The organism is Oceanicella actignis, assembly GCF_008124525.1.
GTDB classification, from domain to species: domain Bacteria; phylum Pseudomonadota; class Alphaproteobacteria; order Rhodobacterales; family Rhodobacteraceae; genus Oceanicella; species Oceanicella actignis.
Window position 1 is genome coordinate 376,353 of the sequence record NZ_VNHJ01000002.1, and the last position, 26,220, is coordinate 402,572.

At 73.3% G+C, this 26,220-nt stretch carries 24 protein-coding genes; 17 read left to right on the forward strand and 7 right to left on the reverse strand.

What is annotated here, in order from left to right:
• The first annotated feature begins 46 nt into the window (after positions 1 to 46).
• On the forward strand, positions 47 to 676 hold the full coding sequence (locus LY05_RS04410; protein ID WP_148922234.1) for a flavin reductase family protein: 630 nt from the start codon (positions 47 to 49) through the stop codon (positions 674 to 676).
• Between the two features lie 268 nt (positions 677 to 944).
• Here the strand turns inward: LY05_RS04410 and LY05_RS04415 are convergent, their stop codons facing one another.
• Complete coding sequence (locus tag LY05_RS04415; RefSeq protein ID WP_428842387.1) at positions 945 to 2,471, reverse strand: FAD-binding oxidoreductase; 1,527 nt, start codon at positions 2,469 to 2,471, stop codon at positions 945 to 947.
• A gap of 741 nt (positions 2,472 to 3,212) precedes the next feature.
• Entirely contained in the window at positions 3,213 to 4,220 is a 1,008-nt protein-coding gene (locus LY05_RS04420; protein ID WP_148922236.1) for an L-threonylcarbamoyladenylate synthase, read from the reverse strand.
• A gap of 166 nt (positions 4,221 to 4,386) precedes the next feature.
• Here LY05_RS04420 and LY05_RS04425 point away from each other — a divergent pair, with 166 nt between their 5' ends.
• The 4 genes from LY05_RS04425 to LY05_RS04440 all read left to right on the forward strand — a co-directional run bounded on the left by LY05_RS04425 (position 4,387) and on the right by LY05_RS04440 (position 8,322).
• A complete protein-coding gene (locus LY05_RS04425) occupies positions 4,387 to 6,093 on the forward strand; it encodes an acyl-CoA dehydrogenase (protein WP_148922237.1) in 1,707 nt (568 codons plus the stop codon).
• Positions 6,090 to 7,181, forward strand: coding sequence for an MBL fold metallo-hydrolase (locus LY05_RS04430; protein ID WP_148922238.1), 1,092 nt, complete (start codon positions 6,090 to 6,092; stop codon positions 7,179 to 7,181). Before LY05_RS04425 ends, LY05_RS04430 begins: the two co-directional genes overlap by 4 nt.
• 36 nt (positions 7,182 to 7,217) lie before the next feature.
• On the forward strand, positions 7,218 to 8,096 hold the full coding sequence (locus tag LY05_RS04435; protein ID WP_148922239.1) for an SDR family oxidoreductase: 879 nt from the start codon (positions 7,218 to 7,220) through the stop codon (positions 8,094 to 8,096).
• Positions 8,097 to 8,187: 91 nt separating this feature from the next.
• Positions 8,188 to 8,322, forward strand: a complete 135-nt coding sequence (locus LY05_RS04440) for an aa3-type cytochrome c oxidase subunit IV (RefSeq protein WP_083581202.1) — start codon at positions 8,188 to 8,190, stop codon at positions 8,320 to 8,322.
• Between the two features lie 57 nt (positions 8,323 to 8,379).
• Here LY05_RS04440 and LY05_RS04445 read toward each other — a convergent pair whose 3' ends face one another.
• Positions 8,380 to 9,255 (reverse strand): M48 family metalloprotease, encoded by an 876-nt coding sequence (locus tag LY05_RS04445; protein ID WP_148922240.1) that lies wholly within the window; start codon positions 9,253 to 9,255, stop codon positions 8,380 to 8,382.
• A 170-nt stretch (positions 9,256 to 9,425) separates the two neighbouring features.
• Positions 9,426 to 9,632, reverse strand: a complete 207-nt coding sequence (gene rpsU / locus LY05_RS04450; RefSeq protein WP_072746739.1) for a 30S ribosomal protein S21 — start codon at positions 9,630 to 9,632, stop codon at positions 9,426 to 9,428.
• 233 nt (positions 9,633 to 9,865) lie between these two features.
• Here rpsU and LY05_RS04455 point away from each other — a divergent pair, with 233 nt between their 5' ends.
• Both LY05_RS04455 and LY05_RS04460 read left to right on the forward strand, forming a co-directional pair.
• The gene (locus LY05_RS04455; RefSeq protein WP_428842389.1) at positions 9,866 to 10,630 is read left to right on the forward strand and encodes a COQ9 family protein; all 765 of its coding nucleotides are present in this window, start codon (positions 9,866 to 9,868) and stop codon (positions 10,628 to 10,630) included.
• Positions 10,631 to 10,710: 80 nt separating this feature from the next.
• On the forward strand, positions 10,711 to 11,826 hold the full coding sequence (locus tag LY05_RS04460) for a DUF3095 domain-containing protein (RefSeq protein ID WP_346265227.1): 1,116 nt from the start codon (positions 10,711 to 10,713) through the stop codon (positions 11,824 to 11,826).
• On the opposite strand, the gene LY05_RS04465 is transcribed toward LY05_RS04460, so the two are convergent.
• The 3 genes from LY05_RS04465 to LY05_RS04475 form a co-directional block, all read right to left on the reverse strand.
• Positions 11,795 to 12,883: a 5-(carboxyamino)imidazole ribonucleotide synthase gene (locus LY05_RS04465; protein ID WP_148922241.1), complete on the reverse strand. Its 1,089-nt coding sequence runs from the start codon at positions 12,881 to 12,883 to the stop codon at positions 11,795 to 11,797. The two genes, LY05_RS04460 and LY05_RS04465, sit on opposite strands and share 32 nt — an antisense overlap.
• Complete coding sequence (gene purE, locus LY05_RS04470) at positions 12,876 to 13,364, reverse strand: 5-(carboxyamino)imidazole ribonucleotide mutase (RefSeq protein WP_072746736.1); 489 nt, start codon at positions 13,362 to 13,364, stop codon at positions 12,876 to 12,878. The genes LY05_RS04465 and purE overlap by 8 nt, the downstream gene beginning before the upstream one ends.
• Before the next feature lie 123 nt (positions 13,365 to 13,487).
• Positions 13,488 to 13,688: a YdcH family protein gene (locus LY05_RS04475; RefSeq protein ID WP_072746735.1), complete on the reverse strand. Its 201-nt coding sequence runs from the start codon at positions 13,686 to 13,688 to the stop codon at positions 13,488 to 13,490.
• Between the two features lie 947 nt (positions 13,689 to 14,635).
• On the opposite strand from LY05_RS04475, the gene LY05_RS04480 reads away from it, so the two are divergent.
• The 10 genes from LY05_RS04480 to pstB all read left to right on the forward strand — a co-directional run bounded on the left by LY05_RS04480 (position 14,636) and on the right by pstB (position 26,210).
• Entirely contained in the window at positions 14,636 to 15,472 is an 837-nt protein-coding gene (locus LY05_RS04480; protein WP_148922242.1) for a S49 family peptidase, read from the forward strand.
• Positions 15,473 to 15,475: 3 nt separating this feature from the next.
• Positions 15,476 to 15,667: a hypothetical protein gene (locus LY05_RS04485; protein ID WP_148922243.1), complete on the forward strand. Its 192-nt coding sequence runs from the start codon at positions 15,476 to 15,478 to the stop codon at positions 15,665 to 15,667.
• Between the two features lie 34 nt (positions 15,668 to 15,701).
• The gene (locus LY05_RS04490) at positions 15,702 to 16,664 is read left to right on the forward strand and encodes a calcium/sodium antiporter (protein ID WP_148922244.1); all 963 of its coding nucleotides are present in this window, start codon (positions 15,702 to 15,704) and stop codon (positions 16,662 to 16,664) included.
• Positions 16,665 to 16,675: 11 nt separating this feature from the next.
• Positions 16,676 to 17,470: an SDR family oxidoreductase gene (locus LY05_RS04495; RefSeq protein WP_148922245.1), complete on the forward strand. Its 795-nt coding sequence runs from the start codon at positions 16,676 to 16,678 to the stop codon at positions 17,468 to 17,470.
• Positions 17,471 to 17,799: 329 nt separating this feature from the next.
• Positions 17,800 to 19,878, forward strand: coding sequence for an excinuclease ABC subunit UvrC (uvrC, locus tag LY05_RS04500; RefSeq protein ID WP_249041852.1), 2,079 nt, complete (start codon positions 17,800 to 17,802; stop codon positions 19,876 to 19,878).
• Between the two features lie 76 nt (positions 19,879 to 19,954).
• Positions 19,955 to 21,376 carry a mannose-1-phosphate guanylyltransferase/mannose-6-phosphate isomerase gene (locus tag LY05_RS04505; protein WP_072746731.1) on the forward strand — a complete coding sequence of 474 codons (1,422 nt, stop codon included), beginning with the start codon at positions 19,955 to 19,957 and terminating at the stop codon, positions 21,374 to 21,376.
• A gap of 173 nt (positions 21,377 to 21,549) precedes the next feature.
• Positions 21,550 to 22,611 (forward strand): PstS family phosphate ABC transporter substrate-binding protein, encoded by a 1,062-nt coding sequence (locus LY05_RS04510; protein ID WP_249041853.1) that lies wholly within the window; start codon positions 21,550 to 21,552, stop codon positions 22,609 to 22,611.
• Positions 22,612 to 22,707: 96 nt separating this feature from the next.
• Positions 22,708 to 24,084, forward strand: a complete 1,377-nt coding sequence (gene pstC, locus LY05_RS04515; RefSeq protein WP_148922246.1) for a phosphate ABC transporter permease subunit PstC — start codon at positions 22,708 to 22,710, stop codon at positions 24,082 to 24,084.
• Positions 24,077 to 25,363 carry a phosphate ABC transporter permease PstA gene (gene pstA, locus LY05_RS04520; RefSeq protein WP_148922247.1) on the forward strand — a complete coding sequence of 429 codons (1,287 nt, stop codon included), beginning with the start codon at positions 24,077 to 24,079 and terminating at the stop codon, positions 25,361 to 25,363. The genes pstC and pstA overlap by 8 nt, the downstream gene beginning before the upstream one ends.
• 52 nt (positions 25,364 to 25,415) lie before the next feature.
• Positions 25,416 to 26,210, forward strand: coding sequence for a phosphate ABC transporter ATP-binding protein PstB (pstB, locus tag LY05_RS04525; RefSeq protein WP_072746728.1), 795 nt, complete (start codon positions 25,416 to 25,418; stop codon positions 26,208 to 26,210).
• Positions 26,211 to 26,220: the final 10 nt, after the last annotated feature.

Genomic DNA, 26,220 nt, shown 5'->3' on the forward strand with positions numbered 1-26,220 from the left:
GGACTTGCTACAACCCCGGCAAGCCTTGCAGCCAAGGAGACCGCCCATGCGCTACAGACCCGCCGACGGCCACGGCCTGCCGCACGACCCGTTCAAGGCCATCGTCGCGCCCCGGCCGATCGGCTGGATATCGACCGTGGACGAGGAAGGTCGCGCGAATCTGGCGCCCTACAGCTTCTTCAACGCCGTGGCCGACCGCCCGCCGGTGGTGATGTATTCGACCACCGGCCGCAAGCTGGGCCTGGACGAGCGCAAGGACAGCCTGGCCAACATCCGCCGCACGGGCGAGTTCGTGGTCAACCTGACCTCGTGGGATCTGCGCGAGCAGATGAACGCCACCTCGGCCCATCTGCCCCATGGCGAGGACGAATTCCTCGCCGCCGGGCTGGAGAAGGCGCCAAGCGTCGAGGTCGCGCCCCCGCGCGTGGCGGCCGCGCCCGCCGCGCTCGAATGCCGCCTGCTGCAGGAGGTCGCGCTGCCCTGCTGGGACGAAACGGGCGAGAACGTGGTGGTTTTCGGCGAGGTGGTGCACATCCACATCCGCGACGACATGATCGTGGACGGGCGCTTCGACCTGACGCGCAGCCGCCCGCTGGCGCGCTGCGGCTATCAGGACTACGCGGTGATCGAGCGCCTGTTCCAGATGCGCCGCCCCGGCCAGGGCGGCGGGCGCTGAACCGGAGCCGCGCGGCGCCTTGCCGCGCGATCCTGCAAGACCGCCCGTCGCGCCGCCCTCGCGGGGCCGCGATCGGCCGAACGGGCGCGTTCCGCGTTCCGCCCGCCGGCGGGCCGTCGCCGCATGAGCCGCGGGCTCCGGGCCCCGAGGTCTCGCCCCGGGGCGCCGGGCGGGCCGCCCGTTCGCGCGGCGCCTTGGCGGCGCGGCGACGCGCATGGCCCGCGCGGGGCGCTTCGCTCCGCCGTCCGCCGGGCGCGGCGGCGGCGCGTCAGTCCGGCGCGGCGGGCGGCGGGTCGCCCGGCAGGGCGGCGCCGGGGTTCATGACGCCCGCCGGGTCCACCGCGCGCTTGATCGCCGCCATCATGCGCAGCGCCGCCGGATCGCCGTAGCGGCGCAGATCGGCGGTCTTGAGCCGGCCGACTCCGTGCTCGGCGCTGAACGAGCCGCCCAGCTCGGCGACCAGGTCGTGGACCGTGCGCTGGATGCGCCCGCGCAGGCGCTCGTAGTCGCCGCGCGAGGCGCCCTTGGGCGGGAACACGTTGTAGTGCAGGTTTCCGTCGCCCAGATGGCCGAAGCAGTTGATGCGCAGCGCCGGATCGATGCGCCCGATCGCCTCGCGTCCCAGGGCGATGAAGCGCGCGATGCGCGAGAGCGGCGCCGAGACGTCGTGCGACGAGATCGCCCCGACCTTGCGGTTCGCTTCGGGGATGGCCTCGCGCACGCGCCAGAGCTGCGCGCGCTGGGCTTCGGATTCGGCCAGAACGCCGTCCGCCGCCAGCCCGCGCTCGACCGCCTCGGCCAGCGCCGCCTCGAGCCGGGGGCGCTGGGCCGAGCCGGCCGGCCCCGACACCTCGGCCAGAACGGCCCATTCGGGCGGCGGGGTCATGGGCTGGCGCAGGTCGGGCAGGCGCTCGGCCAGAAAGTCCATGCCCGTGCGGTGCATCAGCTCGAAGGCGGTGAGCTGCTCGGCGAAGGCGCCGCGCAGCAGGTGCAGCAGCGCCAGCGCCGTCTCGGGCGAGGGCGTGCCCAGCCAGGCGGCGGCGCGTTCGGCCGGGCGCGGGAACAGGCGCAGCGCCGCGGCGGTGATGACGCCCAGCGTGCCCTCCGAGCCGATGAGCAGGTGCCGCAGGTCGTATCCGGCGTTGTCCTTGCGCAGCAGCTTGAGCCCGCGCAGCACCGAGCCGTCGGGCAGCGCCGCCTCGATCCCCAGCGTCAGGTCGCGCGCATTGCCATAGCGCAGCACGTTGACCCCGCCCGCATTCGTCGCCAGCAGCCCGCCGATCCGCGCCGAGCCCTCCGAGGCCAGCGACAGCGGAAACAGCCTGTCCGCCGCCTCGGCCGCCGCCTGGGCGTCGGCCAGGATCACGCCGGCCTCGACGATCATGGCGTCGTCCTCGGGCGAAACCTGGCGGATGCGGTTCATGCGATCGACCGACAGCACCACCGGGGCCGGCTCGGGCGCCATGCCCTGCGGCGCCAGCTGCCCGCCGACAAGCCCGGTGCCGCCGGCATGGGGCACCACGGGCACGCGCGCCTCGGCGCACAGGCGCAGGATGCGGGCGGTCTGTTCGGCATCGGCGGGGCGGGCGATCAGCGCGGCGCGGCCGGTCAGACGGTCGCGCGGCTCGCGCAGCCAGGGCGCGGCGTCGGGGCCTTCGCGCACGCCTTCGGGGCCAAGCAGGGCGCGCAGGGCGTTCAGCAAGGCCTCGTCGGCCTCGCGCAGGCGGGGCTCGCCCGGCGGGACCGGGGCGCGGTCGGGGGCCGGTGTGGATTGGGGCGTTGTTTCGGGCGTCAAGACGGCGTCTCCGTTGGCAATGCGGCGGCGGGGGCGATGCGGCGCCATGGGGCGGGGGCGTGGAAAGCGCTGGCTCGGGCGCCCTGCGCGGGCGCGGCGCCTTGGGGGCGGCGCGCTCGGCGGCTCGCCGTCCCGGCGGACGGGCAGGGCGGGCGAGGCGGCCCGCGCCGGCGCGATCGCCCCGCCTCGGTCCCCGTCGCGCCGCGCACCTGCCGGGCGAACCCGCAACGCTTGGCGCCCTTGCTGCGTCCCGTCGGGTTCTTCCGGTCCGTTTCGGCTGTCGCGAGGCAGCCGTGACGCGCGACCTCTGCCGGCGCCGCCTGCGCCCGTCCGGCGCGGGCGCCGAGCCGCTGTCGAGGCCACCCGCACCGCGCGCTTCCTGCGCGGCGGTCCGGCGGGTTCTTGCGCCCCGCGTCGGCGGCCGCGAGGCAGCCGTGACGCGCCGCCTCCGCCGGCGCCGCCCGCGCCGGTCGGGCGCCGCAGACGCCATTCCATCGCCGGGCGATCCCGCATCGTTCGGCGCCCTTGCGGCGGCCCGGCGCGTTCTTCCGGCCCGTTTCGGCCGGTGCGGCCCAGCCTTGCGGCGCCGCATCCGCCGGCGCCGCCTGCGCCCGCCCGGCGCGGGCGCCGCGCCCCTGTCGGGGCGGCGCCGCGCGCCTGCCCCGCCTTGGCGGCGGTCCGGGCCGTTCCGGCGCCGCGCGCGGGCCTTCGCGCGGGCGGGCGGGGCGGTCAACGGGCGGGTCATGGGGCAAGGCGGACGTCTCCTCGCGGGGCGGCGGCGCGGCGCAGGCGGTCGTTGATCGCCATGCCCAGCCCGCGCTCGGGCACCGGGGCGACGGCGATGGTTCCGCCGCCGGCCAGCTCGCGATCCAGGGCGCGCAGCATGGCGAAAAGGTTGGCGGCGGCCTCGTCCAGATCGCCCGCGGGCGAAAGGTTGCGCGCCGGGCCGCGCACGCCCTCGGGATCGGGGCCGAAGCCCAGCCACGCTTCGCCGGGCGCGGGGGCGGCGGCGTTCAGCCGCAGCGTTGCGCGCGGCGCGTAGTGCGAGGCCAGCTGACCCGGCGCGTCCGGGCGGCCGGCGCGGGCCTCGCCGGCGGTGCGCGCGCGCGCCAGCGGCCGGCCAAGCGCGGCCTCGAGCGCCTCGAGCGGCACGCCGCCCGGCCGCAGCAGCACCGGCGCGTCGTCCTCGAAGCCGACGATGGCGCTTTCAAGCCCCACGGGGCAGGGGTCGCCGTCGAGGATGGCGTCGATGCGCCCCTCCAGCTCCTGCGCCACATGCGCCGCGGCGGTCGGGCTGACCGCCCCCGAGCGGTTGGCCGAGGGCGCCGCCGTCGGCACGCCCGCCGCGCGCAGCAGCGCCTGCGCCGTCGGATGGGCGGGGCAGCGCAGCGCCACCGTGGGCAGACCGGCCGAGACGGCCGGCGCGATTCCCGCCTCGGGGCGCAGGGGCAGCACCAGCGACAGCGGCCCGGGCCAGAACGCCCGCGCCAGCGCCAGCGCCGCGGCGTTGGGCGCGGCCAGGCGCCAGGCGGCGTCGGGGTCGGCGACATGGACGATCAGCGGGTTGAAGCCCGGCCGCCCCTTGGCCGCGAAAATCGCCTGCGCCGCGCGCTGGTCGCGCGCGTCGGCGCCCAGGCCGTAGACGGTCTCGGTCGGGAAGGCCACCAGCGCGCCCGCGCGCAGCAGCTCGGCCGCGCGCGCGATGCCGGCGGGGTCGGCGGAAAGGATCTGCGTGCGGCGCCCGGTCATGCGTCCTCGCTTGGCGCGCGGGGCGCGCCCTCTTGTTCCTCTTGCGCTGCGGCGCGGCGCAACCTAACGTTCGCGTCAACCGCGGCCGGCCGCGCCGCCGCATCCGACAGATAACCTTTCCGCGCGCGCCGGGAAACCGCCGGCGCCGCCGCATGGGAGACCGAGCATGACCTACACCGCCCCCGTCCGCGAGATCGCCTTCTGCCTCGACCACGTGGTCGGGGCCGGCCGCCTTGCCCGCACCGACCGCTACGCCGACGCCACGGATGACGCGCGCGACGCCATCCTGACCGAGGCCGCGCGGCTGTGCGAGCAGGTGCTGGCGCCGCTCAACATCGTCTCGGACCGCCAGGGCGCGGTGCTGGAGAACGGCGTCGTGCGCACCACGCCCGGTTTTCGCGAGGCCTACAAGGCCATCGCCGAAGGCGGCTGGGTGGGCATCTCGGCCGATCCCGAGTTCGGCGGCATGGGGCTGCCCATGACCTTCACCACCGCGGTGAACGAGATGATGTCCTCGGCCTGCCTGTCGCTGGGGCTGTGCCCGCTGCTGAGCCAGGGGCAGATCGAGGCGCTCGAGAATCACGCCTCGGACGAGATCAAGGCGCTGTATCTGCCGCGGCTGATCTCGGGCGAGTGGACCGGCACCATGAACCTGACCGAGCCCTCGGCCGGCTCGGACGTGGGCGCGCTGCGCTCGCGCGCCGAGCCCGACGGCCAGGGGACCTGGCGCGTCACCGGGCAGAAGATCTTCATCTCGTGGGGCGATCACGACGTGGCCGAGAACGTGGTGCACCTGGTTCTTGCGCGACTGCCCGGCGCGCCGTCGGGGACCAAGGGCATCTCGCTCTTCCTCGTGCCCAAGTTCATCCCCGACGAGAACGGCGCCCCCGGCCAGGCCAATTCGCTGCGCGTCGTCAGCCTCGAGCACAAGATGGGCCTGCACGGCTCGCCCACCGCTGTGATGGAGTTCGACGGCGCGCGCGGCTGGATGATCGGTCCCGAGAACGGCGGCATGGCCTGCATGTTCACCATGATGAACAACGCCCGCCTCGGCGTGGGCGTTCAGGGGCTGGGCGTGGCCGAAGCCGCCTATCAGAAGGCGCTGGCCTATGCGCGCGAGCGGCGCCAGGGCCGCACGCCGATCGGCGACGGCAACGGCGCCATCGTCGACCACGCCGATGTGCGGCGGATGCTGCTGCGCATGAAGACGCTGACCGAGGCGGCGCGCGCCATCTGCCTCGACACCGCCTTCAGCACCGACATGGCGCGCGCGCTGAGCGGCGACGAGGCCGCGGCCTGGAAGGCCCGCGCCGCCTTCCTGACGCCCATCGCCAAGGCCTTTGGCACCGATGTCGGCAACGAGGTCGCCTACGAGGGCGTGCAGGTCCATGGCGGCATGGGCTACATCGAAGAGACCGGCGCCGCCCAGTTCAGCCGCGACGTGCGCGTGACGGCGATCTACGAGGGCACGAACGGCATCCAGGCCATGGACCTGACCGGGCGCAAGATGATGGACGGCGGCGCCGCCGCGCGCGCCCTGCTGGCCGAGCTGCGCGCCGTGGACGAGCCCTCGGGGCGCCTTGGCCGCGCCGTCGATGCGCTTGCGCGCGCGACGGACTGGATGCTGGACAACCAGCCCAACGACCGCTTCGCCGGCGCCGTGCCCTATCTGCGCATGTGGGGCCTGACCCTGGGCGCGGCGGCGCTGGTCAAGGGGGCGGCCGCCGCCTCGGGCGACGACGCGCGCCGCCGCGCCGCGCTGGCGGACTGGTTCCTGCGCGCCGAGCTGTCGGCGGTGCCCGGCCTGGCCGAGGCCGCCTGCACCGGGGCCGCGCCGCTTTATGCGCTGTCGGCCGACGATCTCGCGGCATGAGGGACGAAGAGAGCGCCGAACTGGCCGACGCCGGGCTCGAGCCCGAAACGGGCTCGGCCCCGGGCGTGCGCCATCCCTTCGAGACCCCGCCCGCGCCGGGCGAGGTCATCGAGGTCGCGCCGGGCGTGCTGTGGGCGCGCATGCCGCTGCCCATGCGGCTCGACCATGTCAACGTCTATGCGCTGGACGACGGCGACGGCTGGACGGTGGTCGACACCGGCTTTCGCGGCGCCGTCGCGCGCGAGGCGTGGAGCGCGCTGCTGGACGGCCCCCTGGCCGGGCGTCCGCTGCGGCGCGTGGTCGTCACCCATCACCACCCGGACCACATCGGCATGGCCGGCTGGCTGATGCGCCGCACGGGGGCCGAGCTGTGGACCACGCGCACCGCCTATCTTTACGCGCGGATGCTGCAGCTCGACCATCACGACCTGCCCCCGCCCGAAAACGTGCGCCACATGATCCGCTGCGGCGCGCCGGCCGAGGTGCTCGAGCGTTACCGCAGCGCGCCGCCCTTCAACTTCTCGCGCACGGTCGAGCCGCTGCCCATCGGCTTTCGCCGCATCCAGGACGGCGAGCGCGTGGTCATGGGCGGGCGGCGCTGGATCGTGCGCGTGGGCGCGGGCCATGCGCCCGAGCACGCCACCTTCTGGTCCGAGGACGACGCGCTGGTCCTGACCGGGGATCAGATCATTCCGGGCATTTCCTCGAACCTGTCGGTCTTCGCCATGGAGCCCGACGCCGACCCGGTCGGCGAATGGCTGGAAAGCTGCGAGCGGCTGCGCCGGCACGCGCGCGAAGAGCATTTCGGCCTGCCGGGGCACAAGCTGCCCTTCACCGGCCTGCCGGCGCGGCTGGGGCAGCTGATCGACAACCACCACGCCGCGCTCGAGCGGCTGCGGCCGCATCTGGCGCGCCCGCGCGCGGCGGCCGAATGCTTCATGCCGATCTTCCGGCGCGAGATCGAACCCGAGGTCTACGGCCTGGCGCTGTCCGAGGCGCTGGCCCACCTCAACCACCTCTGGCGCATCGGCGAGGCCGAGCGCGTCGAGGGGGCCGACGGCGTCTGGCGCTATCGGCTGAAAACCTGATCCGCCGCGGGCGGAGCGAAACGAAAGGATGCGACAATGGGCGCGCTGAGCGGAAGAACCGTCTTCATGTCGGGGGGCAGCCGCGGCATCGGTCTGGCCATCGCCAAGGCCTGCGCCGCGCAGGGGGCGAACGTGGCCATCGCCGCCAAGACGGCCGAGCCGAACCCCAAGCTGCCGGGCACGGTCTACACCGCGGCCGAAGAGATCGAGGCCGCCGGCGGCAAGGCGCTGCCGCTGATCTGCGACATCCGCGACGAGGCGCAGGTGCTGGACGCGGTCGAGAAGACCGCCAGCGCCTTCGGCGGCATCGACATCGTGGTCAACAACGCCTCGGCCATCCAGCTGACCAACACCGAGATGACCGAGGTCAAGCGCTATGACCTGATGACCGGCATCAACAGCCGCGGAACCTTCGTGGTCACGCGCAGCTGCCTGCCGCACCTGAAGAAATCGGATCACGCGCGCATCCTGACCCTGTCGCCGCCGCTGGACTTCAACCCGATCTGGTTCCGCGGCCATGCCGCCTACTCGCTGGCCAAATACGGCATGTCGATCCTGACCATGGCCTGGTCCGAAGAGTTCAAGGGCCGCATCGCCGCCAACTGCCTGTGGCCCCGCACCACCATCGACACCGCCGCGGTGCGCAACCTGCTGGGCGGAGAAAAGATGGCCAGCGAATCGCGCACGCCGCAGATCATGGGCGACGCGGCCGCGGCCATGCTGGCCAAGCCGGTGGACTTCACCGGCTGGTGCTGCCTCGACGATCTGGTGCTGGCCGCCGAGGGCGTGACCGATTTCGACAAATACGCCGTCACGCCGGGCGCCAGGCTGCAGCTGGACTTCTTCTTCCCCCACGATGCGCCCGCCCCGCACGAGGCGAACGGCATGGTCGGCTGGCGCTGGCCGCATCTGTGAGGTCAGAAAACCGTTGCAACCGCCCGCGCCCCGCGGCTAGGCAATGTCACGAGCCTCTGGCGGCCGCGAAATCGAAGAGGGATGAACGCAGATGAGCGAGCAAGACACCGGCATTGTGGACATTCGCGAGCGCGAAGAAACCTTCCAGGCCTTCGTGCGCATGAGCGCGCGGGTCGCGGGGCTGGCGATCCTGGTGCTGATCTTCATCGCGCTCGTCAACGCCTGAACGCCGGGCGAGGATGACGTTCCGACGCGCGCGGCCCCGGCCGCGCGCGTCTTGCGTTCAGCGCATCCGCCGCAGGTTGCGGCGCAGCTGCGCCGCCTCGCGGGCGCGGCCCTTGGCTTCGTAATAGCGCAGCACCTGGCGGCGCAGCTTGGCCGTGCGGCGCAGATACTCGGCCTCGGCCACCCGGCCGCCGGCCGCGCCCATGCGCCGGGCCGCGGCGATCAGCCTGGCTTCGCGCTCGGAGCTGCGCGGGTGCGAGGACAGGAAGAAATTCGCCAGGTCCGATTGCTCGCCATAGATGCGGCGCAGAACCTCGAACGAGCGCGCGCCCTCGACCACGTCATACCCCGCCGCGGCGGCGTAGCGCAGGCCGACCAGGTCGGCGTCCTCTTCCTGCGTGCGCGAGAAGGCGTTGTAGGCGACGCTCTGCACGCCGCCGGCGGCAAGGCGGGTCAGCTCGGCCGGCGCGCCCAGCGCGCCCGCCAGAATCGCGCCGCCCGCCGCGGCCAGCCCGATGGCGGCGCCCGCGCGCTGGCCCGCGATCACATGGCCGCGGTCGATATGGGCGGCCTCGTGCGCCAGAACCATGGCCAGCTGGGCTTCGTTCTCCATCGCCGCGATCATGCCGGCGTTCACGAACACATGCCCGCCGCCGGGGGTGAAGGCGTTCACATCCGCGTCCTTGACGATATGCACCGTCAGCGGAACCGCGCCGGGCGGGCGGACGGCGGCGATGCGCGCGGCGATGGCGCGCACATAGCGGTTCAGCGCCGGGTCCTCGACCAGCTTGCCCTCGCGGCGCAGCTCGGCGGCGAGGCGCTCGGAAACCTCGGCCTGCTGGGCCAGCGCGGCGCGGCTGTTGGGCGCCGTGGGCGCGCAGGCGGCGTTGAATGACATGGCCGCGACAAGCAGGGCGGCGAAAAGGCGGCGCATCGGGCGGCTCCTGCGGCTGATTCGGTTTCGGACGGGCCGTGCGCTCATCCGATCAGGCCCGCGCGGCGAAAAAAAGGGCGCGCGAAAATGAAAACCCCCGACGGCGGCGCCCTCGGGGGTTTGACGAGTCGTCAGATACGGTCGCCGCAATGCGGTCGGGCCGGATCGGGTCAGAGAAGACCTTCGCGCTGCGCCTTCTTGCGCGCGAGCTTGCGAGCGCGCCGAATCGCCTCGGCCTTTTCGCGCGCGCGCTTCACGGAGGGCTTCTCATAGTGCTGCCGGAGCTTCATCTCACGGAACACGCCCTCGCGCTGCAGCTTCTTCTTCAGGGCCCGAAGCGCCTGATCGACATTGTTGTCGCGAACCATCACCTGCACTGACTTCACCACCTTTCAAGCTGTTGGGATCGCAGGAGCGCGCTATATATCAATCTCTGCGCGGCCTGTCCACATGCCGCGCGCGCCCGCCGCGCGCGCTGGGCGGCGGGTCGGCAAGCGATCGATGGGAGGATGCGATGACCGTGCACGACATGCAAGCCGGAGCCGAAGCCGGGCCGAGCCGGGCGGACGAGCATGCCCAGGGCGCCGGTCACGCGCCGGCGGATGCGGCCGTGCAGACCGCCGACGAGGCGCTGCGCGAGCGGCTGGTCGACGCGATGCTGACCCATGTGCCCTTCGACGGCTGGAGCCGCGCGGCCATCGACGCCGCCGCGGCCGAGCTGGGCGTGGACCCCGCGCAGGCGCGGCGCCTGTTCCCGCGCGGCGGCGTCGATGCGGCGCTGGCCTTTCACCGGCGCGGCGACCGGCTGATGGCCGAGCGCCTGGCCCATGCGCCGCTGGGCTCGATGCGCGTGCGCGATCGCATCGCCTTCGCCATCCGCGCCCGCATCGAGGCCGTCGCCCCCCATCGCGAGGCCGTGCGCCGCGCCGCCGCCCTGCTGGCGCTGCCGATTCACGCCCCGGACGCGGCGCGCGCGCTGTGGGGCACGGCGGACGCCATATGGCGCGCGGTGGGCGACGATTCGCAGGATGTGAACTGGTATACCAAGCGCGCCACCCTGGCGGCGGTCTACTCGGCGGCGGTGCTCTACTGGCTGGCGGATGAAAGCCCGGGATGGGTCGAGACCTGGAACTTCATCGACCGGCGCATCGAGGATGTGATGCGCATCGAGCGCGCCAAGGCCGCCTTCCGCGCCAATCCGCTGGGGCGGGCGTTCCTGCGCGGGCCGGGACGGCTGCTCGAGGCGGTGCGCGCGCCCGGCGCCGGCGGGCCGCCGCATGGGGCGCCCGATCCCTCGGGCCCGGCGCCCGCCGGCGCCGATGCGGCCGGGGCCGCGCCCGCCGGCCCCGGACCGCGGCGGGGCTCGGGCGGCTGACCCGCGCGCAGGCCAGCCCGCCCGACCCCGACGGGCCGGGCTTTTACGCCGCGCTGCCCGCGGCCGACCGCTTCGATCGCCTGGCGGACCCGGCCGCCTACCGTCCGCTGCCCGAGGGCTGGGTCGTGGGCGTGGCCGACGTGGTCGGCTCGACCGAGCTGATCGCGCGCGGACGCTACAAGGCCGTCAACATGGTCGGCGCCGCCGTGATCGCGGCCATGAGCAACGCGCTTGGCCGCCGACCCTTTCCCTATGTCTTCGGCGGCGACGGCGCCGGCTTCGCCGTCTGGCCCGAGGCCGCCGACGCCGCGCGCCGCGCGCTGACCGGGGCGCGGCGCTGGGCGCGCGAGGAATTCGGGATCGAGCTGCGCGTGGCGCTCGTTCCCGCGGCGCAGATCCGCGCCGCCGGGCGCGATGTGCTGGTTGCGCGGCACAGGGCGTCCGAGGCGGTGGACTACGCCATGTTCTCGGGCGGCGGCCTGGCCTGGGCCGAGGCGCAGATGAAGGCGGGCCGCTTTCTCTTGCCCGAGCCGGCCCCGGAGGCGAGCCCCGACGCGCCGCCCGACCTGTCGGGGCTGTCCTGCCGCTGGGCGCATCTGCCCGCGCGCAACGGCGCGGTGGTCTCGCTGGTGCTGGTCCCGCGCCCCGGGGCCGACCCCGCCGCCGTGGCGCGCGTGATGCGCGCCGTGATCGCGCTGGCCCGGAGGCTTGAGAACGGCGGCAACCCGGCGCCGCCCGAGGGGCCGGCCCTGGCCTGGCCGCCTGCGGGGCTGGCGCTTGAGGTGCGGGCGCGCGGGCGGCGGGGCGCCCGGCTGGCCGCCTGGCTCGGCGCCTTGTCGGAGAGCCTGCTGGTGTGGCTGCTGCTGCGCACGGGGCTGACGCTGGGCCGGTTCGACGCCCGCCGCTACCGGCGCGAGATCACCCGCAACGCCGATTTCCGCAAGATCGACGACGGGTTGAAGATGACCATCGACTGCGATCCGCGCACCGAGGCGCGCCTGACGCGGCTGCTGGAGCGGGCCGAGCGCGCGGGGCTGATCCGCTACGGCCTGTCGCGCCAGAGCGAGGCGATGATCACCTGCATCGTGCCCTCGGCCATGACGGCGGACCATGTGCACTTCATCGACGGCGCCGGGGGCGGCTACGCCAGGGCGGCGTCGCGCATCAAGGCCGCGCGCGCGGGCTCAGACGGGTGACGTGCCCCATCTTGCGCCCCGGCCGCGCCGCGCCCTTGCCGTAAAGGTGCAGCCCGTTGCGCGGATCGGCGGCGATCTCGCGCCATTCGTCGGCTTCCGCGCCGATGAGGTTGCGCATCTCGGCGTCGGAATGGCGCGCGCCGTCGCCGATGGGCCAGCCGCAGATCGCGCGGATGTGCTGCTGGAACTGGTCGATGACGCAGGCCTCGATGGTCCAGTGGCCGGTGTTGTGCACGCGCGGGGCGAATTCGTTGACCACCAGGCCCTGATCGGTCTCGAACAGCTCGACCCCGATCACGCCGACATAGTCCAGCGCGTTCAGCAGCCGCCCCGTCGCCAGCACGGCCTCGGCGCGGGCGGCCGGCGGAATGTCGCCGGGCACGCGGGTGCGGCGCAGGATGCCGTCGCGGTGCTCGTTCTCGCCGGGATCGAAGCAGGCCACCGCCCCGTCCAGCCCGCGCGCGCCGATCACGCTCAGCTCGCGGCGGAAGGGCGCCACGGCCTCGAGGATGGCCGGCGCGCCCTCGAGCGCGGCCAGCGCCGCCTCGGCCTCGGCGGGGTCCGAGATGCGCGCTTGTCCCTTGCCGTCATAGCCGAATCGCCGGGTCTTGAGGATGGCGGGCGCGCCGATGCGCGCCAGCGCCTCGTGCAGCTCGGCGGCCGAGGAGACGGGCGCGAAGGGCACGGTGCGCAGGCCGATCTGGTTGAGGAAGCGCTTTTCCTCGAGCCGGTCCTGCGAGACCTCGAGCGCGCGCCCCCCCGGGCGCACCGGCGCGTGCGGCGCGATGGCGCGCAGGGCGGCGGCGGGCACGTTCTCGAACTCGTAGGTGACCACGTCGACCGCGCGCGCGAAGGCGGCCAGGGCCTCGGCGTCGTCATAGGCGGCGCGGGTGCGCTCGGCGGCGACTTCGGCGGCGGGGGCGTGCTCTTCGGGGGCGAAGATGTGCACGCGCATCCCCAGCCGGGCGGCGGCTATGGCCAGCATGCGGCCCAGCTGGCCGCCGCCCAGGATGCCGATGCGCGATCCGGGGGGCAGGGGCGCGGCGGGCTCAGTCATCGGCGGGGTCCTCGGGCACGTCGGCGGCCATGCGCGCGCGCATGGCGTCCAGCCGCGCGGCCAGCTCGGGATCGGTCCCGGCCAGGATGGCCGCGGCCAGCAGCCCCGCATTGCGCGCCCCCGCCTCGCCGATGGCCAGCGTGCCGACGGGGATGCCGGCGGGCATCTGCACGATCGACAACAGGCTGTCCATGCCCGACAGCGCCTGGCTGCGCACGGGCACGCCCAGCACCGGCACGCGGGTCTTGGCCGCCAGCATGCCGGGCAGATGCGCCGCCCCGCCGGCGCCGGCGATGATGACGCGAAGGCCGCGCGCGGCGGCCTCTTCGGCGTAGCGGAACAGGCGGTCGGGGGTGCGATGAGCCGAGACCACGCGCGCCTCGTGCGCAACGCCCAGCTCTTCAAGCGCCTCGACGGCGCGCTTCATGGTGGGCCAGTCGCTTCGGCTGCCCATGACGACGCCCACAAGCGGCTGCGTCATTGCGTCTCCTCCGGCTGTGGGCGGGGCGCGGGGCCCGCCCGAGGCGCGGGGCCGGCGGCTCCGGTCCCGGTCGGCGCGCACTATACCGGCGCGGCGCGCGCCGTAAAGGCGCCGCGCGGGCGCTCAGGCGATGATGTCGGGGGTGAGCAGGTCTTCGATGCGGGCGATCTCGTCGCGCAGGGCCAGCTTGCGCTTCTTGAGCCGCCGGATCGCCAGCATGTCGGGCGCGGGGCGCGCATGCATGGCCTCGATGGCGGCGTCCAGGTCGCGATGCTCGGCGCGCAGATGCGCCAGCTTGAGACGCAGGGTCTCTTCGGGGGTCATCACATGCACGCTTGCGGACCTGCCTTCATGTGGAGCGCGGCCCGCGCGGGACCGCCGTAATCGAACGGTCCGGGGGCCAGGCCCCGTTCCGCCCCCGATCCTATCCGATCCCGCGCGCCCCGCAACCCCGTCCCTGAACCCCGCCTCTGAACCTCGCCCGCGGTCCCGCCGCGCGGGGCGGCGAATGGCGGGCAGGGCCGGCGCCCCGCGGCGTCCGCCTTGCGCGCGCCCCGAACGCCGCGCCCCGAACGCCGCGCCCGTCCGCGCGGGCATTCCGACGGCCTCGTCCTGCGCGCGGGGGGGCATGATGACGCGCCCCGACTCTCGGCATGTCGTGCAGCCCCCATTCCCGCGCGCGGGGGCATGATGCGGGCCACGCCGCGACCATCGCGCCCCAATGGCCCGTGCCGCGCGCGCGGGGGGATGGCGAGACTGCAGACGCCCTGCGCGCGGAGCGGCTCGCCCGTGCCGCGCGCGCGGGGGGATGGCGGGGGGATGATCGCCTCGTTCGCGCCCAGCGCCTCATGCGCAGTTGCCGCCGCTTGCGCGCGGGCGATCGTCCAGCGCCGTCACGCTGTCGATGACAAGCGTCCCCGCCCCCTTGCGCGCGCGGGCGATCGGATGCGGCGCGCGGTCCGGCGGGGGTGCAGGCGCCCGCCCCCTTGCGCGGGCGATCGCCAGCCCGGCGACCATCGCGCGGATCGCATCCCCGCCGCCTCGCGCGCGGCGAAGGCCGCGTCGGCGCGCGCCGCCCGTTTGGGTCCGAGGCCGAACGCGCCCGCGCTCATGCGCCGGGCGGCCGCCCAGCCGTGCAGGCGATCGGCCGCCGGCATGGCCGCCGCGCGCGCCGCCGCCGCGCAGCGCGCGCGCGCAACACCTGGCGGTCTTCTGCGCCGCAAGCGCGGCCGGCGGTTGCCCCCCGGCCCGGCGGCCACTATGTGAGCGCCATGAAACAGGCCCTGACCGACCTTCGCCGCAAGCTGCGCCGCCGCCCGTTGGCGGCGGTTGTGCGTCTGAGCGGGCCCATCGGCCCCTCGGGGCGCCTGGGGCGCGCGCTCAGCGACCAGAGCGTCGCGCCGGCCATCGAGGCCGCCTTCGCCGCCCGTCCCGACGCGGTGGCGCTGGCGATCAACTCGCCCGGCGGCGCGGCGGCGCAGTCGGCCATGATCGCGGCGCGCATCCGCCGGCTCGCCGACCGGCACGAGGTTCCCGTCCTTGCGTTCTGCGAGGACGTCGCCGCCTCGGGCGGATACTGGATCGCCTGCGCCGCCGACGAGATCTACGCCGACGCCGCGTCGATCGTGGGCTCGATCGGCGTCATCTGGGCCGGCTTCGGCCTGCACGAGCTGATCGCCCGCCATGGCGTCGAGCGCCGCGTTCATGCGGCGGGCGAGCGCAAGGCGATGCTGGACATGTTCCGCCCCGAGGATCCCGAGGACGTCGCCCGTCTGCGCCGCATGCAGGACGCCATCCACGCCGCCTTCATCGAGCATGTGCGCGCGCGCCGCGGCGCGCGGCTGACCGAGCGCGCGCGCTTCGACGGTTCGGTCTGGGTGGGCGCCGAGGCGATCGGAACCGGTCTGATCGACGGTCTCGGCCATCTTGAACCGGTGCTGCGCGCGCGCCTGGGCGACAGGGTGCGCTTCGTCGAGTTCGGCGCGCGCAAGGGGCTGGCCGCGCGCCTCATGGGCGCCGGCGCGGGGGCGGCGCTGGGGTCGGATCTGGCGCAGGGCGTGGCCGAGGGCGCCGAGGCGCGCGCGCTCTGGGCGCAATGGGGGATCTAGGCGATGTTGCCCAAGCTGGCGGTTCTTTTCCTGGTGGGCATGGCGATCGCCGCCCTGTTCCTGGCCTCGCCGCGGCGCGGTCGGGGCAAGAAGGGCGGCGGGGACCGGATCAAGGCCGCCGCGCGCTGCCCCGAATGCGGGGCGTGGATCGTCGAGGGCGCCCGCTGCCCCTGCGGCGGCGGGAGCAAGGGTTGAGCGCCGGCGCCGCGCGCCGCGCAGGAGGAATTCGATGATCGACCTCGTTCTGGTGTTCGCCGGCTTGGCGCTGCTGATGGGCGCGGGCGACGCGCTGGTGCGCGGGGCGGTGGCGCTGTCGCTGCGGCTGGGGGTGCCGGCGCTGCTGATCGGACTGACGGTGATCGCCTTCGGCACCTCGGCGCCCGAGCTGCTGGTCTCGATCGAGGCGGCGCTGGCCGGGGCGTCGGGCATCGCGCTGGGCAACGTGGTGGGCTCGAACATCGCCAACGTGCTGCTGGTGCTGGGCGCGCCGGCGTTGATCTCGACGGTGGACGGGCGCGACTGCAAGGGCGGCCGCAGCTACTGGCAGATGATCGCGGCGTCGGTGCTCTTCATCGCGCTGTGCCTGATCGGGCCGCTGGGCTGGGCGCATGGCGCGGCGCTGCTGGCGCTGCTGGGCTACGTGCTGTTCGACGGCTACCGCGCGGCGCGCGCGGCGCGCGCGGGCGACGGGTGCGACCCGTTGCTCGAGGAGCTGGAAGAGCTCGAGGACGTGGACCCCTCGATGGCGGGGTGGAAGATCGCCGCGCTTCTGGCCGTGGGGCTGATCGGGCTGCCCGTGGGCGCGCATCTGCTGATCGACGGCGCGCGCGCGCTGGCGCGCGAGGCGGGCGTGTCCGAGGCGGCCATCGGGCTGACGCTGGTGGCGGCGGGCACCTCGCTGCCCGAACTGGCGACCACCGTCGCCGCCGCGCTGCGCCGGCAGGCGGACGTGGCCATCGGGAACGTGGTCGGCTCGAACATCTTCAACCTGGCGGCCATCATGGGCATCGCCAGCTTCTTCGGGCCGCTCGACGTGCCGGGGCAGATGCTGCGCGTGGATCTGTGGATCATGCTGGGCTGCGCGGCGGCGCTGGCGCCCTTCGTGCTGGGGCCGTTCCGCATGACGCGGCCCGTTGGCGCGGCGCTGCTGGCGGCCTATGTCGCCTATGCGTGGCTGGTCCTGAAGGTGTGAGGGGGCGAAGCATGGGCGTTGGCGCGGGAGCGGCGCTGGTCACCGGCGCGGCGCGCAGGCTGGGCCGGGCGATGGCGATGGACCTGGCGCGTCAGGGCTGGTCGGTGGCGATCCACTACGCCACGGCCGAGGACGAGGCCCGCGACGCCGTGAACGAGGCGCTGCGCCTGGGCGCCCCGCGCGCCGCCGCGCTGCAGGCCGATCTGTGCGACGAGGCCCAGACCGCCGGTCTTGTCGCCCGCGCCGCGCAGGCGCTGGGCGCGCCGCTGTCGCTGCTGGTCAACAACGCCTCGATCTTCGAATATGACCGCCTCGAGACCGCCGACCGCCGCAGCTGGGATCGGCACATGGAATCGAACCTGCGCGCGCCTTTCCGGCTGACGCAGGACTTCGCCGCCCAGGCCCCGGAACCGGAGCGCGACGAGGAAGGGCGCCCCCTCGCCGCCGCCTGCGTGGTCAACATGATCGACCAGCGGGTGTGGAAGCCGACGCCCGAGTTCATCACCTACTCGATCGCCAAGCACGGGCTGTGGGCGGCCACGCGGATGCTGGCGCAGGCGCTGGCGCCGCGGATCCGCGTCAACGCCATAGGACCGGGCCCCACCCTGCGCGGCGCGCGCCAGTCGCAAGAGCATTTCGACCGCCAGCGCGACGCCGTGCCGCTGGGGCGCGGCGCCTCGCCGGACGAGATCTGCGCCGCCCTGCGCTACATCCTGTCGGCCGACGCGATGACGGGGCAGATGATCGCCCTGGACGGCGGTCAGCACCTGGCCTGGCGCACGCCCGACGTGCTCGGAATCGAGTGACCCGGGATTCGCCCCGCCAACCGCCGATCCGACGCGTTCGTCAAGGGGGGCGCGGCGCCCTGGCGGCAAGGTTTTCCACTTGACTGCGCGTGGCCGCCGATCTGTCACGATTCTGCCAAGGAAACCATTTCTTTACCAACGTGAATAGGAAATAGCTTTGAAAACAATGACTTGACCCGTTGCACAATTTTTGTGCAAGGTGATGAAACCCCTTCCAGACAAGGGGGAAATCGCGTTCCTCAGATTTTCTCTACAGACTTATCCACAGGAATCGTGGACAGCTTGAGAAACCCCGCTCCGCAGCTTTCGGCACGCTCTTCGAGGACCCCATGACCCCCCCGCAGGACAAGGGCCGCGACGCCCCCGAAACGACGCCCGAGACGATCCCCGAGACGATCCCCGGGATGATCCCCGAGACGGCGCCCGAAGCGCGCGAAACCTGCGGCGACGCGCCCCCCGACGCGCCCCCCGACGCATCCCCCGGGGCGCCCCCCGAAGCGCCCCCCGAAGCGCCCGCGGACGCCTTGCCCGAGGCCTTCGAGGAAGAGGGCGCCGCCGCCCCGGCCCCCGCGCGCGGCGCCGAGGTCATCCGCGGCTATCTGAGCCGCCTGCCGCGCCGGCCCGGCGTCTACCGGATGCTCGACGCCAAGGGGCAGGTGCTTTACGTCGGCAAGGCGCGCGATCTGCGCCGGCGCGTGTCGAGCTATGCGCGCGCCTCGGGGCATACGGCGCGCATCGGGCGCATGGTGGCGGCCACCGCCTCGATGATGTTCCTGACCACCGAGACCGAGGCCGAGGCGCTGCTGCTGGAGCAGAACCTCATCAAGCAGCTCAAGCCGCGCTACAACGTGCTGCTGCGCGACGACAAGAGCTTTCCGCACATCCTCGTCACCGATCATCCCTTCGCGCAGATCCGCAAGCATCGCGGCGCGCGGCGCGCCGGCGGGCGCTATTTCGGCCCCTTCGCGGCGGCCTCGGCGGTGGACCGCACGCTCAAGCAGCTGCAGCGCGTGTTCCAGCTGCGCACCTGCGAGGATTCGGTGTTCGAGAACCGCACCCGCCCGTGCCTGCTGCACCAGATCAAGCGCTGCTCGGCGCCGTGCGTGGGGCGCATCTCGGAACGCGACTACGCCGCCTCGGTCGAGGATGCGGTGCGCTTCCTGTCGGGCCGCAGCACCCAGGTGCAGGAGGAGCTGGCCGCGCAGATGGCCCAGGCCTCGGCGGCGCTCGAGTTCGAGCGCGCCGCCGCGCTGCGCGACCGCATCCTGGCGCTGACCCAGGTCCAGGCGACGCAGGGGGTGAACCCCGAGACGGTCGAGGAAGCCGACGTCGTCGCCCTGCATGAAGAGGCCGGGCAGGCCTGCGTGCAGGTGTTCTTCTTTCGCGCGCATCAGAACTGGGGCAACCGCGCCTATTTTCCGCGCACGGGGGCGGGCGCCTCGGCCGAAGAGATCATGGAGGCCTTCCTGGCCCAGTTCTACGCCGACAAGACGCCCGCGCGGCTGGTGCTGACCTCGCACGCGCCGGCCAACGCCGACCTTCTGCGCGAGGCCCTGCGCGCGCGCCGCGGCGGGGCGGTCGAGCTGTCGGTTCCGCGCCGGGGCGAGAAGCGCGCGCTGGTCGATCAGGCGCTGCGCAACGCGCGCGAAAGCCTGGCCCGCCGGCTGGCCGAGGGGGCGGCGCAGGAGCGCCTGCTCGAAGCCCTGGCCGAGGCGTTCGGCCTGCCCCGGCCGCCGCGCCGCATCGAGGTCTACGACAACTCGCACATCCAGGGATCGGACGCGATCGGGGCGATGATCGTGGCCGGTCCCGAGGGGTTCGAGAAGTCGCGCTACCGCAAGTTCAACATCAAGCCCGGCGAGCTGACCCCCGGCGACGATTTCGCGATGATGCGCCAGGTGCTCGAGCGGCGCTTCGCCCGCCTGGTCCGCGAGGATCCCGCGCGCGGCAAGGACATGTGGCCCGACCTGGTGCTGATCGACGGCGGGGCGGGGCAGGTCTCGGCCGCGGCCGAGACGCTGGCGGCGCTGGGCGCGGGCGATCTGCCCGTCTTCGGCGTCGCCAAGGGCGAGGACCGCGACGCCGGCAAGGAGGTGTTCCACGCGCCGGGCCGGCGGCCCTTCGCGCTGCCGCACCGCTCGCCGGTGCTCTACTTCGTCCAGCGCCTGCGCGACGAGGCGCACCGCTTCGCCATCGGCACGCACCGCGCGCGGCGCGCGAAGTCGGCCATGGCCAACCCGCTCGACCAGATTCCCGGCGTGGGGCCCGCGCGCAAGCGCGCGCTGCTGGCGCATTTCGGCTCGGCCAAGGCGGTGACGCGCGCGGGGCTCAAGGATCTGAAGGCGGTCAAGGGCGTGTCCGAGGCGCTGGCCGAGACGATCTACGCCCATTTCCACCCCGAAGGCTGAGCGCGCCTGTTCCCCGGCCCCCTGCCGCGCTATCGTGGGCGGGCGCCGCGCCCGGCGCTCGGACGGCGGAGGGGCCATGACCACGAAGATTCACCCGGTGATCCTGTGCGGCGGTTCGGGCACGCGCCTCTGGCCGCTGTCGCGCAAGAGCTATCCCAAGCAGTTCGGCCGCGTCTTCGGCGAGCTGAGCCTGTTTCAGCGCACCGCCGCGCGGCTGTCGGGGCCGGACTTCGCGCCGCCCATGCTGCTGACCACCTCGGATTTCCGCTTCATCGTCGGCCAGCAGCTGACCGAAATGGGCATGGAGCCCGGCCGCATCCTGATCGAGCCGGCGGGCCGCAACACCGGCCCGGCCATACTGGCGGCGGCGCTGGCGCTGCGCGACACGCCGCAGGCGCTGATGCTGGTCGCGCCCTCGGATCACCTCATCGCCGACGAAGAGGCCTTCCGCGCCGCGGTGCGCGCGGGCGCGGCGGCGGCGGCCGAGGGGCGGCTGGTGACCTTCGGCGTCGCGCCCGACCGCCCGGAAACCGGCTATGGCTATCTGGAGCTGGACGAGGCGGACGCCGACGGCCCCGTGCGCCCGCTGCGCCGCTTCGTCGAGAAGCCCGACGCCGAGACCGCCGCGCAGATGCTGGCCTCGGGGCGCTTCCTGTGGAACGCGGGCATCTTCCTGTTCTCGGTCGGCGCGGCGCTCGAGGCCTATCGCGCCCATGCGCCCGACCTGATCGCGCCGGTGCGCCGCGCGCTGGAGGAGGGGCGCGAGGATCTGGACTTCTTCCGCCTGGCCGAAGAGCCCTGGCTGGCCGCGCGCGACGTGTCGGTGGACTACGCCATCATGGAAAAGGCGGGCAACCTGGCGGTGGCGCCGCTGGGCGGCGGGTGGAACGATCTGGGCAGCTGGACCACCGTCTGGCGCGAGACCGGCCCCGACGCCGACGGCGTCGCGCTGAGCGGCGAGGCGACGGCCATCGACTGCCGCGACACGCTGCTGCGCTCGGAGAACGAGGGGGTGCGGCTGGTCGGCATCGGGCTTGAGAACATCGTCGCCGTCGCCACGCGCGACGCCGTTCTGGTGGCCGACATGGCCCAGTCCCAGCGCGTGCGCGAGGCGGTGGCCGCGCTCAAGGCCCAGGGCGCCGCGCAGGCCGAGGAGTTCCCCCGCTTTCACCGCCCCTGGGGCTGGTACGAGACCCTGGCCATGGGCGAGCGCTTCCAGGTCAAGGTGATCCAGGTGCGCCCGGGCGGCAAGCTGTCGCTGCAGTCGCACATGCACCGCTCCGAGCACTGGGTGGTGGTCGAGGGCACGGCGCGCGTGACCGTCGGCGCCGAAGAGCGCCTGCTGACCGAGAACGAGTCGGTCTACATCCCGCTCGGCGCCACGCATCGGCTCGAGAATCCGGGCAAGGTGCCGCTGCGTCTGATCGAGGTGCAATCGGGCCCCTATCTGGGCGAAGATGACATCATCCGTTACGAGGACATCTACGCCCGCGGCTGATTCGTTCCGGCGTTCGAAGAAAACCAAGCGCTTTCAGCGCGTTGAGGTGTCATCAAAGGGTCATGGAAATGTGATCCAAGCGTCGCCGCCGGCAGTCAGGTTGCGCCTGCGCGGCGGAATCGGCCCAGGGGCCGCTCGCGCCGCCGGCAACCTTGGAAAGATGGAGCGATCCAGTGAAAGCCAACAGCACCCGCATCCTCGCCATGGCCGCGCTCGTCGCGGCGACGGCCGGCGCCGCCCAGGCCCGCGACCAGATCCGCGTCGTCGGCTCCTCGACGGTGTTCCCCTACAGCCAGGCCGTGGCCGAGGAATTCGCCAACGCCACCGGCGCCACGCCGCCCGTGGTGGAATCGACCGGCACCGGCGGCGGCTTCAAGATCTTCTGCCAGGGCGTGGGCGACGCCCATCCCGACGTGACCGGCGCCTCGCGCGCCATGAAGGCGTCGGAATACAAGCTGTGCCAGGAGCATGGCGTCACCGACGTCACCGAGGCGATGATCGGCTATGACGGACTGTCCATCGCCGTCTCGCGCGCCAACAAGGCCGACTGGGACCTGACCGAGACGCAGATCTTCCTGGCGCTGGCCGCGCAGGTTCCGGTGAACGGCGCCTGGGCCGACAACCCCTATCGCCGCTGGTCCGAGATCGACCCCTCGCTGCCGGACGTCGAGATCCTGGTCTACGGCCCGCCGCCGACCTCGGGCACGCGCGACGCCTTCGTCGAGCTGGCCATGCATGACGGCTGCAAGGCGCTGCCCTATGTGCAGGACCTCAAGGCCAAGATGGACGGCAAGGCGTTCAAGTCGTGGGTGAAGGAGAACTGCTCGCGCATGCGTCAGGACGGCCCCTTCATCGAGGCGGGCGAGAACGACAACCTCATCGTCCAGCGGCTCGAGGCCGATCCCGATGCGCTGGGCATCTTCGGCTACTCGTTCCTTTACGAGAACAACGATCGCCTCAAGGCCGTGAAGGTGGACGGCATCGAGCCGAACGAGCAGACCATCGCCGATTTCTCCTACGACATCGCGCGGCCGCTGTTCATCTACGTCAAGAACGCCCATCGCGGCGTGATCCCCGGCCTTGACGAGTTCCTGGCCGAATATGTCTCGGACAACGCCCTGGCCCCCGGCGGCTATCTGGAGGAGCGCGGCCTGACCCCGCTGCCCGACGATCTGCGCGCCAAGGTGCAGGAGGACGTGCTCAACGCCGTTCCCATGCCCGAGCCGCGCTCGTAACGCGCGCCGCAGGATCGGGCGCGGCGGCCCTGCGCCGCCGCGCCCCGCATGTTCAAGAGGCGCCCGCGGGCCGGGCGCGAAACGGGTGAATGTCGCATGGCCGGCTTGCTGCTGCTTCTGATCGTGATCGCCGCGACGGCGGGTTTCGTCGTCAACCGCCGCGCCGCGCGGCGGCTGCGCGCGCAGGCCGGGCGGCTGCACTCGCTCGAGGGTTTTCACGGCGGCTGGGCGGCGGCGCTGATCGCGCTGCCGGCGCTGGCGGCGATGCTGGCGGTCGTGGTTCTGCGCGAGCCGGTGATCGACGAGCTGACCCTGCGCGCCATGCCCGCCGAGGCCGTCGAGGGGCTGGACGCGGGCGAGCGCGCGCTGCTGCTGACCGAGCTGCGCTCGCTGGCCGATGGGCGGGCGTTCGGCCAGCCCTCGGCCGAAAAGCTGGCCGCCGCGCGCCGCATGGCCGAGCTGCGCCGGGGCGCCGACCTGCTGATGCTGGTTCTGGCCGCGACGGCGGGCGCGCTGGGCTTTCTGGCGGCGCGGCGCAGCCTGTCGCCGGGCTTTCGCGCGCGCCAGGCGGTCGAGCGCGTGCTGACCGGGCTGATGCTGGGCTGCGCGGCGCTGGCGGTGCTGACGACGGCGGGCATCTTCGCGTCGCTGGTGGTCGAGGCGGCGCGGTTCTTCGCGCGCGTGCCGATCCACGAGTTCCTGTTCGGCCTGAACTGGGAGCCGCAGATCCCCTTGCGCGCCGATCAGGTCGCCGCCGAGGGCGCCTTCGGCTGGATCCCGGTGCTTGTGGGCACGCTGGTCATCACCGTGATCGCCTGCGCGGTGGCCATTCCGGTGGGCATCTTCACGGCGATCTATCTGCACGAATTCGCCGCGCCCCGGGTGCGCGCGGTCGCCAAGCCCGCGCTCGAGATCCTGGCGGGCGTGCCGACGGTGGTCTACGGCTTTTTCGCCGTGCTGACGGTGGCGCCGGCGCTGCGCGCGGCCGGGGCCTGGGCGGGGCTTGACGTGTCGCCCAACACGGCGCTGGCGGCGGGCGGCGTGATGGGGGTGATGCTGATCCCGTTCATCTCGTCCTTCGCCGACGACGCGCTGTCGGCCGTGCCGCGCAGCCTGCGCGACGGCTCGCTGGCGCTGGGCGCGACCCAGGGCGAGACGGTGATGAAGGTGCTGTTCCCCGCCGCCATTCCGGGCATCGTCGGCGGCGTTCTGCTGGCCGTCAGCCGCGCCATCGGCGAGACGATGATCGTCGTCATGGCCGCGGGTCTGATGGCGAAGCTGACGATCAACCCGCTCGACAGCGTGACCACGGTCACGGTCCAGATCGTGACGCTGCTGATCGGCGACACCTCGTTCGACAACCCCAAGACGCTGGCCGCCTTCGCGCTGGGGCTGATGCTGTTCCTGCTGACGCTCGGGCTCAACGTCATCGCCCTGCGGGTGGTGCGCAAATACAGGGAAATCTATGACTGACGCCGCCGCCGCCGACCGACCCGCCCGCGACGCGGCCGCCGCCGCCGCCCGGCTGCGCCGCCGCCGCCGGCTGGACGCGCGCCTGCGCGCCGCGGGCATCGCCAGCCTGCTTTTCGCCGCGGGGATGCTGGCGATCCTCGTCGGCTCGCTGATCTCGACGGGCGCGCCGGCCTTCACCCAGACCCATGTGACGCTCGAGTTCGACGTCTCGGCCAAGCGGGTCAAGCCCGAGGACCCGGCGCGCGGCGCCTATCGCGCCATCGTGGCCGACGCCATCGGCGCGCTGTTCCCCGAGGTGACCGACCGGCGCGAGAAGCGCGAGCTGGTCAAGATCGTCAGCAACGGCGCGCAATACATGCTGCGCGACGCGGTGGTGGCGGATCCGTCGCTGATCGGAAGCCGGGTGCGCATGGCCGTGCCCGTTTCCGATCCCTACGACCAGCTGGCCAAGGGCCTTGTGCGGCGCGACGATCCCGAGGACCGGCGCCGGCTCAGCGACGCCGAGATCGCCCGCTTCGACAAGCTGGTCGAGCTGGGGCTGATCTCGCGCCCGTTCAACAAGGCGCTGTTCCTGAACGCCGACAGCCGCTTTCCCGAGCTGGCGGGTCTGAACGGGGCGCTGTGGGGCTCGTTCTACGCGCTGCTGGTCTGCTTTCTGGTCAGCTTTCCGGCCGGCATCGCCGCCGGCGTGTATCTGGAAGAGTTCGCGCCGCGCAACCGCCTGACCGACCTGATCGAGGTGAACATCAACAACCTGGCGGCGGTGCCCTCGGTGGTGTTCGGCCTGCTGGCGCTGGCGGTGTTCCTGGGCTGGTTCGGCATGCCGCGCTCGGCGCCCTATGTGGGCGGCCTGACGCTGGCGCTGATGACGCTGCCGACCATCATCATCGCCACGCGCGCCGCGCTCAAGGCGGTGCCGCCCTCGATCCGCGAGGCGGCGCTGGGCATCGGCGCCTCGCGCCATCAGGTGGTGTTCGATCATGTGCTGCCGCTGGCCATGCCGGGCATCCTGACGGGCACGATCATCGGCCTGGCGCAGGCGCTGGGCGAGACGGCGCCGCTGCTGCTGATCGGCATGAACGCCTTCATCACGGCCGCGCCGGACGGAATTTCGGACCCGGCCACCGCGCTGCCCACGCAGATCTTCATCTGGGCCGACAGCCCCGAGCGCGGCTTCGTCTCGCGCACCTCGGCGGCGATCCTGGTGCTGCTGGGCTTTCTGCTGACGATGAACGCCGCCGCGATCTATCTTCGCAAGCGGTTCGAGAGAAAATGGTGACCCCCGCCCGCGCCCGCCCGGCGCGCGCCGCATGGAAAAGGAGCGTCAGCGCATGATCCTTCCGCGCCTTCAGGACGCCGCAGACAACGCCGAGGTCAAGGTCAGCGCCCGGAACGTCAACGTGTTCTACGGCCAGACCCACGCCATCAAGGACGTGTCGCTCGACATCGCCGACAAGTCCGTGACCGCCTTCATCGGGCCGTCGGGCTGCGGCAAGTCGACCTTCCTGCGCTGCATCAACCGCATGAACGACACGATCGAGGGCTGCCGCGTGACCGGCACGCTGCTGCTCGACGGCGAGGACATCTACGCCCCCGCGGTCGATCCGGTGCAGCTGCGCGCGCGGGTGGGGATGGTGTTCCAGAAGCCCAACCCGTTTCCCAAGTCGATCTACGACAACGTCGCCTACGGCCCCCGCATCCACGGGCTGGCGGCGGGCAAGGCCGAGCTGGACGCCATCGTCGAGGAGGCGCTGCGCAAGGCGGCGCTGTGGAACGAGGTCAAGGACCGCCTCGACGCCCCCGGCACGGGCCTGTCGGGCGGCCAGCAGCAGCGCCTGTGCATCGCCCGCGCCATCGCCACGCAGCCCGAGGTGCTGCTGATGGACGAGCCGTGCTCGGCGCTCGACCCCATCGCCACCGCCCAGATCGAGGAGCTGATCGAAGAGCTGCGCGAGGGCTTCTCGGTGGTGATCGTCACCCACTCGATGCAGCAGGCCGCGCGCGTCAGCCAGAAGACCGCCTTCTTCCACATGGGAACCATGGTGGAATACGACGACACCACGCGCATCTTCACCAACCCGTCCGACCAGCGCACGCAGGACTACATCACCGGGCGGTTCGGCTGAGCCCCCGCGC

What these genes read in the sequence shown, in the direction of transcription:
- LY05_RS04410 (WP_148922234.1), top strand. Translation starts at nt 47, where the DNA reads ATGCGCTACAGACCCGCCGACGGCCACGGCCTGCCGCACGACCCGTTC.
- LY05_RS04420 (WP_148922236.1), bottom strand. Translation starts at nt 4,220, where the DNA reads ATGACCGGGCGCCGCACGCAGATCCTTTCCGCCGACCCCGCCGGCATC.
- LY05_RS04425 (WP_148922237.1), top strand. Translation starts at nt 4,387, where the DNA reads ATGACCTACACCGCCCCCGTCCGCGAGATCGCCTTCTGCCTCGACCAC.
- LY05_RS04430 (WP_148922238.1), top strand. Translation starts at nt 6,090, where the DNA reads ATGAGGGACGAAGAGAGCGCCGAACTGGCCGACGCCGGGCTCGAGCCC.
- LY05_RS04435 (WP_148922239.1), top strand. Translation starts at nt 7,218, where the DNA reads ATGGGCGCGCTGAGCGGAAGAACCGTCTTCATGTCGGGGGGCAGCCGC.
- LY05_RS04440 (WP_083581202.1), top strand. Translation starts at nt 8,188, where the DNA reads ATGAGCGAGCAAGACACCGGCATTGTGGACATTCGCGAGCGCGAAGAA.
- LY05_RS04445 (WP_148922240.1), bottom strand. Translation starts at nt 9,255, where the DNA reads ATGCGCCGCCTTTTCGCCGCCCTGCTTGTCGCGGCCATGTCATTCAAC.
- LY05_RS04465 (WP_148922241.1), bottom strand. Translation starts at nt 12,883, where the DNA reads ATGACTGAGCCCGCCGCGCCCCTGCCCCCCGGATCGCGCATCGGCATC.
- purE (WP_072746736.1), bottom strand. Translation starts at nt 13,364, where the DNA reads ATGACGCAGCCGCTTGTGGGCGTCGTCATGGGCAGCCGAAGCGACTGG.
- LY05_RS04475 (WP_072746735.1), bottom strand. Translation starts at nt 13,688, where the DNA reads ATGACCCCCGAAGAGACCCTGCGTCTCAAGCTGGCGCATCTGCGCGCC.
- LY05_RS04480 (WP_148922242.1), top strand. Translation starts at nt 14,636, where the DNA reads ATGAAACAGGCCCTGACCGACCTTCGCCGCAAGCTGCGCCGCCGCCCG.
- LY05_RS04485 (WP_148922243.1), top strand. Translation starts at nt 15,476, where the DNA reads ATGTTGCCCAAGCTGGCGGTTCTTTTCCTGGTGGGCATGGCGATCGCC.
- LY05_RS04490 (WP_148922244.1), top strand. Translation starts at nt 15,702, where the DNA reads ATGATCGACCTCGTTCTGGTGTTCGCCGGCTTGGCGCTGCTGATGGGC.
- LY05_RS04495 (WP_148922245.1), top strand. Translation starts at nt 16,676, where the DNA reads ATGGGCGTTGGCGCGGGAGCGGCGCTGGTCACCGGCGCGGCGCGCAGG.
- uvrC (WP_249041852.1), top strand. Translation starts at nt 17,800, where the DNA reads ATGACCCCCCCGCAGGACAAGGGCCGCGACGCCCCCGAAACGACGCCC.
- LY05_RS04505 (WP_072746731.1), top strand. Translation starts at nt 19,955, where the DNA reads ATGACCACGAAGATTCACCCGGTGATCCTGTGCGGCGGTTCGGGCACG.
- pstC (WP_148922246.1), top strand. Translation starts at nt 22,708, where the DNA reads ATGGCCGGCTTGCTGCTGCTTCTGATCGTGATCGCCGCGACGGCGGGT.
- pstA (WP_148922247.1), top strand. Translation starts at nt 24,077, where the DNA reads ATGACTGACGCCGCCGCCGCCGACCGACCCGCCCGCGACGCGGCCGCC.
- pstB (WP_072746728.1), top strand. Translation starts at nt 25,416, where the DNA reads ATGATCCTTCCGCGCCTTCAGGACGCCGCAGACAACGCCGAGGTCAAG.